Source organism: Ochrobactrum sp. SFR4, assembly GCF_019730395.1.
Classification (GTDB): Bacteria; Pseudomonadota; Alphaproteobacteria; order Rhizobiales; family Rhizobiaceae; genus Pseudochrobactrum.
On sequence record NZ_JAAPBB010000574.1, the window covers coordinates 1 to 304 of the forward strand.

At 56.6% G+C, this 304-nt stretch carries 1 protein-coding gene; it reads right to left on the reverse strand.

Annotated elements, in window-relative coordinates:
- Positions 1-304: acyl-CoA dehydrogenase family protein (locus HBA93_RS20315; protein ID WP_286202096.1), on the reverse strand; the 304-nt coding region annotated here is incomplete at both ends.

Genomic DNA, 304 nt, shown 5'->3' on the forward strand with positions numbered 1-304 from the left:
CGCGATAAGTCAGCAGCGTTCCGGCATCCAGTTCCGTTGCCATCTCGCCGAGAAGTGCCTGCGTTAATTGCAGATCGCTCAATGCCGAGCCAAACATTTGCCGGTTGCAGGCGTGATGCAAAGCTTCATCCAGAGCCCTGCGGGCAAAGCCGAGAGCGGCAGCGGCCACCGATGCGCGGAAAATATCCAGCGTGCGCATGGCGATTTTAAAGCCTTCACCGCCTGCACCTAAGCGACGGGACGCCGGAATGCGACAATTTTCAAAACGGATTGTTGCCAAAGGATGCGGTGCGATCACATCAAT